9 protein-coding genes are annotated in these 7,160 nt (G+C 73.3%); 5 read left to right on the forward strand and 4 right to left on the reverse strand.

From position 1 onward, the window contains the following. Window positions 1–164 precede the first annotated feature (164 nt). Entirely contained in the window at window positions 165–1,664 is a 1,500-nt protein-coding gene (locus AB0K34_RS36230) for a DEAD/DEAH box helicase (RefSeq protein ID WP_138640315.1), read from the forward strand. Between the two features lie 22 nt (window positions 1,665–1,686). Here the strand turns inward: AB0K34_RS36230 and AB0K34_RS36235 are convergent, their stop codons facing one another. From AB0K34_RS36235 to AB0K34_RS36250, 4 genes are read right to left on the reverse strand one after another with little or no spacing between them, the layout of a single operon-like run. Then, the gene (locus tag AB0K34_RS36235; RefSeq protein WP_138640316.1) at window positions 1,687–3,009 is read right to left on the reverse strand and encodes a ferritin-like protein; all 1,323 of its coding nucleotides are present in this window, start codon (window positions 3,007–3,009) and stop codon (window positions 1,687–1,689) included. After that, window positions 3,006–3,779, reverse strand: coding sequence for a DNA-binding domain-containing protein (locus tag AB0K34_RS36240; RefSeq protein ID WP_138640317.1), 774 nt, complete (start codon window positions 3,777–3,779; stop codon window positions 3,006–3,008). The genes AB0K34_RS36235 and AB0K34_RS36240 overlap by 4 nt, the downstream gene beginning before the upstream one ends. Beyond that, window positions 3,772–4,605 (reverse strand): DUF692 domain-containing protein, encoded by an 834-nt coding sequence (locus AB0K34_RS36245; protein WP_138640318.1) that lies wholly within the window; start codon window positions 4,603–4,605, stop codon window positions 3,772–3,774. Before AB0K34_RS36245 ends, AB0K34_RS36240 begins: the two co-directional genes overlap by 8 nt. Beyond that, a complete protein-coding gene (locus AB0K34_RS36250) occupies window positions 4,602–5,246 on the reverse strand; it encodes a hypothetical protein (RefSeq protein ID WP_138640319.1) in 645 nt (214 codons plus the stop codon). The genes AB0K34_RS36245 and AB0K34_RS36250 overlap by 4 nt, the downstream gene beginning before the upstream one ends. Before the next feature lie 61 nt (window positions 5,247–5,307). On the opposite strand from AB0K34_RS36250, the gene AB0K34_RS36255 reads away from it, so the two are divergent. From AB0K34_RS36255 to AB0K34_RS36270, 4 genes are all read left to right on the forward strand, one after another. Then, the gene (locus AB0K34_RS36255; protein ID WP_205719555.1) at window positions 5,308–5,808 is read left to right on the forward strand and encodes an LLM class flavin-dependent oxidoreductase; all 501 of its coding nucleotides are present in this window, start codon (window positions 5,308–5,310) and stop codon (window positions 5,806–5,808) included. Between the two features lie 75 nt (window positions 5,809–5,883). Then, window positions 5,884–6,150, forward strand: a complete 267-nt coding sequence (locus AB0K34_RS36260; protein WP_240808387.1) for a hypothetical protein — start codon at window positions 5,884–5,886, stop codon at window positions 6,148–6,150. 16 nt (window positions 6,151–6,166) lie between these two features. Next, on the forward strand, window positions 6,167–6,724 hold the full coding sequence (locus AB0K34_RS36265) for a GNAT family N-acetyltransferase (RefSeq protein ID WP_138640321.1): 558 nt from the start codon (window positions 6,167–6,169) through the stop codon (window positions 6,722–6,724). 120 nt (window positions 6,725–6,844) lie between these two features. Continuing rightward, window positions 6,845–7,160, forward strand: a 316-nt coding sequence (locus AB0K34_RS36270; RefSeq protein ID WP_364553334.1) for a universal stress protein, incomplete at its 3' end; no start/stop codon positions are given.

The following is a 7,160-nucleotide window of genomic DNA, read 5'->3' on the forward strand; positions in this document are numbered from 1 at the left end:
GCCCCTTCGGGGGCGCCGCCCCCGGAGGGGCTCCCTCCGGCTCCGCCCGCGGCACCGCGGGTTCCACCAGGTTCGTCTTGAGAGCTGTTCGTCCGGCCCCTGGCCGCGCTTCCGCGCGGCGGAGGACTTCCTCGACACGCACCGTCTTCGAGGAAGGCCCTCCCATGTCACCCGCGCCCCGAGAACGCTCCGCCTCCCGGCCCCGCCGCGGCGGCGGCCGGCGCCGTCCGGCCCAGCGGCAGGACGCCGCGCCCGCGCCGAAGACCGCGCCCGCACCGAAGCCCTCGACTCCGCCGCTGCCCGCGGTCGAGTCGTTCGCCGACCTTCCGCTCCCGGCGCCGCTCCTGGCGGAGCTGGCGCGCCAGGGAGTGACGGCGCCGTTCCCCATCCAGGCCGCGAGCCTGCCGAACGCCCTCGCCGGACGGGACGTCCTCGGCCGGGGCCGCACCGGCTCCGGCAAGACCCTCGCGTTCGGGCTGGCCGTGCTCGCCCGCACCGCCGGGCACCGCGCCCGGCCGCGTGCGCCGCTCGCCCTGGTCCTGGTCCCCACGCGGGAACTCGCGCAGCAGGTCACCGCCGCGCTCACCCCGTACGCCGACGCCGTGGGGCTGCGGCTCGCGACCGTCGTGGGCGGTCTCGGGATCACCCGCCAGGCGCAGGCCCTCGCCGCCGGCGTGGACGTCCTGATCGCCACGCCCGGACGGCTCGCCGACCTGATCGAGCGCGGCGACTGCCGGCTCGGCGAGGTGGCGGCGACCGTGCTGGACGAGGCCGACCAGATGACCGACATGGGGTTCCTGCCGCAGGTCACCCGGCTGCTGGAGCAGACCCCGCCCGGCGGCCAGCGGATGCTGTTCTCCGCGACGCTCGACGGCGACGTGGACCGGCTCGTCCGCCGGTTCCTCGCCGACCCGGTGACCCACTCGGTCGACCCGCCCGCCGCCGCGGTCACCGCGATGGAGCACCACCTGCTGCACGTCGCCGACACCGACAAGCACGAGACGACCGCGCACATCGCCTCCCGCGCCGAACGCGTGATCATGTTCGTGGGCAAGAAGCACGTCGCCGACCGGCTCGTCCGCAAGCTGACCACCCGCGGCGTCCGCGCCGCGGCCCTGCACGGCGGCAAGACGCAGTCGCAGCGCAACCGGGCGCTGGACGCCTTCCACGCCTCGGACGTCACCGTGCTCGTGGCCACCAACGTCGCCGCCCGCGGCATCCACATCGACGACCTCGACCTCGTCGTGAACGTCGACCCGCCCGCCGACCACAAGGACTACCTGCACCGGGGCGGGCGCACCGCCCGCGCCGGGCGCACCGGCACGGTGGTCACGCTCGTCCTGCCCGACCAGCGGCGCGAGATGGACGCCCTGATGGCCAAGGCCGGCATCACCCCGGTGACGACCAGCGTCCGGCCCGGCGACTCCGAACTGTCCCGGATCACCGGCGCGCGCACCCCGGCGCCCGCCCCCGCACCGGCGGCGGCGCCCGCGCGCAAGCCGCGCGACCGCGCCCAGAACGGCACCGCCCGGGCCACCGGCCAGAGCCAGGCGCGCGGGCAGGGCCAGGGACGCGGGCAGGGCCAGGGACGCGGTCAGGGTCAGGCGCGCGGTCAGGGTCAGGCGCGCGGTCAGGGGCGCGGGCCCCGCCGCCGCGCGTCCTGACGTCCGGTGGCGCGGCCCGCGCTCACACCTCGGTGAGGAGCGAGATCTGGCGGCTGACGCCGTCCGGGCCGCCGAGTTGCGGGCAGTGCTGGACGGCCTTGTCGCACAACTGCGCGAGCTGGGTCTTCTTCGGCACGTCCGGCCGGGCGTCGAAGTCGAAGAACTGGAAGGACGGCGCGGCGTTCCGCCTCTCCCCGTCGCCCTCGATCGGCGTGCTGACGAGGGCCTGCGCGATGGGGTAGAGGACGCCTTGCATGGCCGCGATGCCGTTGCGCTCCAGGCCGTAGCGGCGGCTGTACTTCTCCTCGCGGAGGGTGCCGGGGACCTTCACCGTCCGGACGTCTCGGGTGGTGTGCCGGTAAGTCTCGTCCAGCAGGCACAGCGTGTAGCAGAAGGCGGCGTTGAACAGCTCCATCAGGCTGTGGACGGCGGGCTGGTCGGTGAACTCCTCGATCTTCGGGTTGGACACGACCGGCCAGGTCATCAGCGGGTCGTCGAGGTCGATCTCCTTGTCCGGGGTCCCGTCGCCCGCACCGATGCCCTCCACGCCCTGCTCGATCCGCAGGAACTTCTGGTAGTGGGTGTAGTCGTCGACACCGCGCCCGACCTCGATGCGCTCGTGCTCCCGGACCGTCCCCTCGCCCTGTTCGATGATCAGGTCCAGCGCCTGCTTCGCCGTCGCCTGGTCGTAGACGCGGATCGGCTTGAAGTTGCCGTACTCGTTCCAGAACCCCCGCTTGTACTGCTTGCGGACGTCCGGGATCGCCCATTCGATCTTGCCGTCGAGGCTCCTGAAGCCCAGCTCGATCGCGCGGTAGAAGGCGCCGAGGCTGGTGTACTGCAGGGGGTCGGTGTCATGCGCCCGGAACGTGGTGGCCGTCTTGTCGACGTTGTCGGGCATCTCGACCCTGCGGAACGAGCCGACGTGCTTCTTCGACAGCCGCTTCAGTTCGAGGACGATCCTGGCGCCCTCCTCGTCCTTGGGGTTGTACCGGTGCAGCATGTAACTGGAGTAGGACGGCAGGAAGGCCCGGTCGTAGAACCGGATGTCGTCCCCGTGCCCGATGGCGACCATGAGGTTGCGCACCAGCGCGAGGTGCAGCATCTCCTCGATGGCGATCCCCGTCATCGTGCGCAGGACGCCGCGCGGGGCCGACCACTGGGAATGGCCGCCGACCCTGAGGGAGTACAGCGCGAACAGGTAGAGCGGGATCGTGGACATCTCCACCTGCGCGGCGGCGTGGAGGTGCCGGGCCAGCTCGGCGACCGAGGTGATCTCCTTGGTCGGATCGGTCTCCGCTACGGGCGTCGGCTCCGCGATCTCCGTGGTGCTCGCGAGGGTCATCGTGGCATGGTCCTTTCCGTTGGGGCCGGAACGGTCCCGGCCGGGTCGTGCGCCGCGCCGGGCGGCTCGGCGCGGGTCAGGTAGCCGAGTGCGGTCCAGTGCCGGAGCCAGGCGCCCGGTGCACCGTCCGGGGGCGCCCCGGCGGCGATCGCCTCCAGCGCCGCGAAGGGGTGGGCGCCGAGTTCGCGCACCACGAGCGCGTAGTCGCGCCGGCCGACGGCCAGGTGGACGGGGCGCGGCGCGGGCGGCGGCGGCTCGGCGCCGCGCCGCACGGCCGCCAGGTACGCGTTCGCCGGCCAGGTCAGCCGCAGCAGGCGCAGGCAGGGCGCGGCCCTGAGGCGGTCGCCGGGCGGGCCGTCCTCCTCGGTCCCCGGCGCCTCGGTCGCCTCGGTGATGGCCCGCTCGAACCGGGCCATGTCGATGAGCATGTCCGACCAGGGCCCGGCGTCGTCGGGGCGGGTGTCGCGGAGGTGGGCGGCGAACCCCTCGTCCAGCCGGAACAGCGAGTAGGCGCGGGGCGGGTGCGCGTCGAGGTAGTCCATGGCGAAGCCGTCGAAGACGTCCTGGCCCAGGAGGTGCACCAGGCCGGGATGCAGGCCGCGCATGGTCTCCAGGAGCCGCAGCCGGTAGCCGCGCCAGTAGATCGCGAGCCGCTCCCGCGCGGTCAGCAGCGACGAGCCGGTGACGACGTCGCCGGCGTCGGCGGCCGGGCCGTCCGGATCGAGGATCGCCGCGTGCAGCCACGACTGGAGTTCCGCCAGCTCACCCATGGTGCGCCGGTACCGCCGCGGCGATCCGCCGCGCCTTGCCGAGCTCCGCCTCGAGGACGGGGAACGCGGGCAGGCGATCGTCCCACTCCAGCAGGGTCGGAACGTCCCCGGCGGCCTCGACCGCCGTCCGGTACAGGTCCCAGACCGGGTCGGCGACCGGTGCGTCGTGGCTGTCGATGATGTGCCCGCCGTGGTCGGCGTGCCCGGCGAGGTGGATCTGCCCGACGCGGTCGAACGGCAGCGCGCGCAGGTACTCCGTCGGGTCGAACCCGTGGTTCACCGACGACACGTAGACGTTGTTGACGTCCAGCAGCAGGCCGCAGTCCGCGTCCTCGGCGAGCCGGGTCAGGAACTCCTGCTCGGGCATCGTGGACGCGGTGAACCCCGCGTAGGTGCTCGGGTTCTCCAGCAGCAGCCGGCGGCCCAGGAAGTCCTGGACGGTCCGGACCCGCGCCGCGACGTGCGCGAGCGCCTCCTCGGTGAACGGCAGCGGCAGCAGGTCATGCGTGTTGCGGCCGAGGACGCCCGTCCAGCACACGTGGTCGGACACCAGTACGGCCCGTACCGAGTCCGCGAGAGCCCGCAGCCGCGCCAGGTAGCCGAAGTCGAGCGGATCAGTGCTGCCGATCGACAGGGCGATCCCGTGCAGCACGATCGGGTACCGTTCCGCGACCTCGGCGAGGTCGCGGCGGCGCCGCCCCGCGGAATCCATGTAGTTCTCCGAGACCACCTCGAAGAATCCCATTTCTGGCTCATGCCGGAGCACATATCCCATATGCGGGGTGCGGAGCCCGACACCGAATCCCAGTGATCGGGCCCCTGTCATTTCTCGGCCGGGGGCCGGCCGTCTGCCACCCGCTCGCCGCCGACCGGCGCCATCCCGCCGAGAATCGGTGCGCCCGAGGGCCGCTTCGGCGGCGGGATCTCCTCGTCGTCGAGGTCGTAGTCGGGGATCATGTCGTCGGGGATGCCCTCGCCCGGCGCCGGTCCGAACGCCAGGCCGGCCCGGTACATGCGGTCCTCCATCAGCCGCCGGGCCTGCTTCCAGACGCTCTTGCCCTTCATGGGGCCGCCGCTGAACACGCGGCTGACGTTGATGGGGACGGCGCAGCTGCCGTTGTACCGGCACGCCTGCTCGCCGGGCCGCCACTGCTGCTCGTCGCTGCCGGCGTAGCCGCAGCCGCCCTGCCCGCGGCAGTTGCCCTCGCCGTGGCAGACATGCCGCACCGTCGCGCAGTTCCCGGTCCCCGCCATGTCGGCGGACTGGTCCACGTCGAAGTCGCGGCAGGCGTTCAGGCCCATGCAGACGTGCTGTTCCAGTCCCGTGACCGGCGATCCGCACGAGCTTTCCCAGAAACTGACCCCGCTCGCGTTGTAGCGCGTTTCCTCCGCGTATTCGGCGGCGGAGAGCACGTCAGTCCCCGAGTGCTCCCCCTGCCCGTCGTGCCGGTACCGCCCGTTGCCCATCGCCTGCCCCCGAACTCGCCGAATCCGACGCCATTTCCGCTGGTCACCCTTACCGGAAGTCATGATCGATAAGCCGGTGGCCGAGGGCATTGGCGAGGTCATGGCCGAATCCCGGAAGGTAGGAGACCCGGTATTGCCCTCGCCGGGCGGCGGCCGGTCACGCCGGCCCGCGCGATCTGGCCGGCGGTCCACGGACGGCCACCGGCACACCTTCTTCACCGACGAGACCCTCGCCGAGGCCGTCGCGGCGGTGCGGCGCGGCGCCGACCAGGCCGGGCGCGACCCCGCGTCCGTCCGCGTGTGGTCGGTGCTCGCCACGGTCGGCGACCACCTGGACGAGGAGGCGCGGCTGCGCAAGCTCGTCGGCCGCCTCGCCACCTGCCTGCAGGGCTACGGCGACCTGCTGGTCCGGGTCAACGGCTGGGACCCGGCGGCGCTGGTCCGCTTCCGCGCCGACGACCTCGTCTCCGGCTATCCCGGCGCGTTCGACGCGATCGGCACGCCCGACCAGCTCCGGCACGTCGCCGGGCTCCTCCCGGACGAGTGGCTCGCCGCCCGATGATCACCGCGCCCTGGCTTCACCGTCGACTGGCAGACCCTCGCGATCGGGCTGCCCGCACGCGACCTGTCCTACTTTCTGGCCACCGCCCTCGGCGCCGCCGACCGCCGCGCCCATGAACGCGACCTCGTCGCCCGCTACCACGAGGCGCTCCTCGGCCACGGCGTGCGCGACTACCCCCTCGACCTCTGCTGGGACGACTACCGCTTCGCCCTCCCGCAGGCCCCGCTCATCATCGTGCTGGGCTGCGCCTACGGGACGCCCACCGAGCGCGGCGACGCGATGTTCCTCGCCATGGCGGCCCGCGCCTGCGCCGCGATCCGGGACCACGCGGCCGGCGCGTGACGGGTAGGGTCGCCCGGTGACACCTGAACTCCGCACGGACCGCCTCGTCCTGCGCCGCTGGAGGGAGAGCGACCGCGGGCCGTTCGCCGAACTGAACGCCGACCCGGCCGTCATGGAGCACTTCCCGGCGCCCCTCACGCGCGCGGAGAGCGACGCGATGATCGACCGCGTCGACGCGGCCATCGGGGAGCGCGGCTTCGGGTTCTGGGCGCTGGAGACCGCCGGGACGGGCGAGTTCGTCGGCTTCACCGGCCTGTCGGTGCCGCGCTTCGAGGCCCACTTCACCCCGGCGGTGGAGATCGGCTGGCGGCTCGCCCGCTCCGCCTGGGGCCGCGGCTACGCGTCCGAGGCCGCCCGCCGCGCGCTGCGGTTCGCCTTCGACGACCTGGGGCTGGCGGAGGTGGTCTCGTTCACCGCCACCGCCAACGTCCGGTCCCAGGCGGTCATGGAGCGCATCGGCATGACCAGGGACGCGTCCGGCGACTTCGACCACCCGCTCGTGCCGGACGGGCACCGGCTGAAGCGCCACGTCCTGTACCGCGTCACGGCGGCGGACCTCCCCGCCGGAGCGTAACGGCCCTACCGGTCATCGCCGGGCAAAATATCCGCCCGCTCCCAAGAATCGGGGCCGGGGGACCTTCGTCCTCTTCTGCCGGCGCCGGGCCGCGCGCAGACTGGCAGGAGGGAGGCAGGCATGAACGGCGAGGAGAGGAAGCACTGGCCGCACGTCCTGTTCGGATACGACGGGACGGCGGAGAACGACGCGGCCCTGCGCTGGGCGGTCGAGGAGGCCCGGCTCCGCGGCATCGGGCTGCTGATGTGCCACTGCTGGCACTGGCCCTACCCGGCCGGCCACACCGACCCCGAGATCGAGACGATCATGAAGCGGGCGGGGGAGAACCTGCTCGACAGCGGCTGGTCCACGGAGCCCGCACCGCGCGGCTGGCACTCGGCGCGGGCGTCCTCGACGAGCTGCAGATCCACCTGGTCCCGGTCCTGCTCGGCCAGGG

The organism is Actinomadura sp. NPDC049382, from assembly GCF_040677125.1.
Classification (GTDB): domain Bacteria; phylum Actinomycetota; class Actinomycetes; order Streptosporangiales; family Streptosporangiaceae; genus Spirillospora; species Spirillospora geliboluensis.

What these genes read in the sequence shown, in the direction of transcription:
- AB0K34_RS36255 (WP_205719555.1), top strand. Translation starts at nt 5,308, where the DNA reads ATGATCGATAAGCCGGTGGCCGAGGGCATTGGCGAGGTCATGGCCGAA.
- AB0K34_RS36230 (WP_138640315.1), top strand. Translation starts at nt 165, where the DNA reads ATGTCACCCGCGCCCCGAGAACGCTCCGCCTCCCGGCCCCGCCGCGGC.
- AB0K34_RS36250 (WP_138640319.1), bottom strand. Translation starts at nt 5,246, where the DNA reads ATGGGCAACGGGCGGTACCGGCACGACGGGCAGGGGGAGCACTCGGGG.
- AB0K34_RS36235 (WP_138640316.1), bottom strand. Translation starts at nt 3,009, where the DNA reads ATGACCCTCGCGAGCACCACGGAGATCGCGGAGCCGACGCCCGTAGCG.
- AB0K34_RS36245 (WP_138640318.1), bottom strand. Translation starts at nt 4,605, where the DNA reads ATGACAGGGGCCCGATCACTGGGATTCGGTGTCGGGCTCCGCACCCCG.
- AB0K34_RS36240 (WP_138640317.1), bottom strand. Translation starts at nt 3,779, where the DNA reads ATGGGTGAGCTGGCGGAACTCCAGTCGTGGCTGCACGCGGCGATCCTC.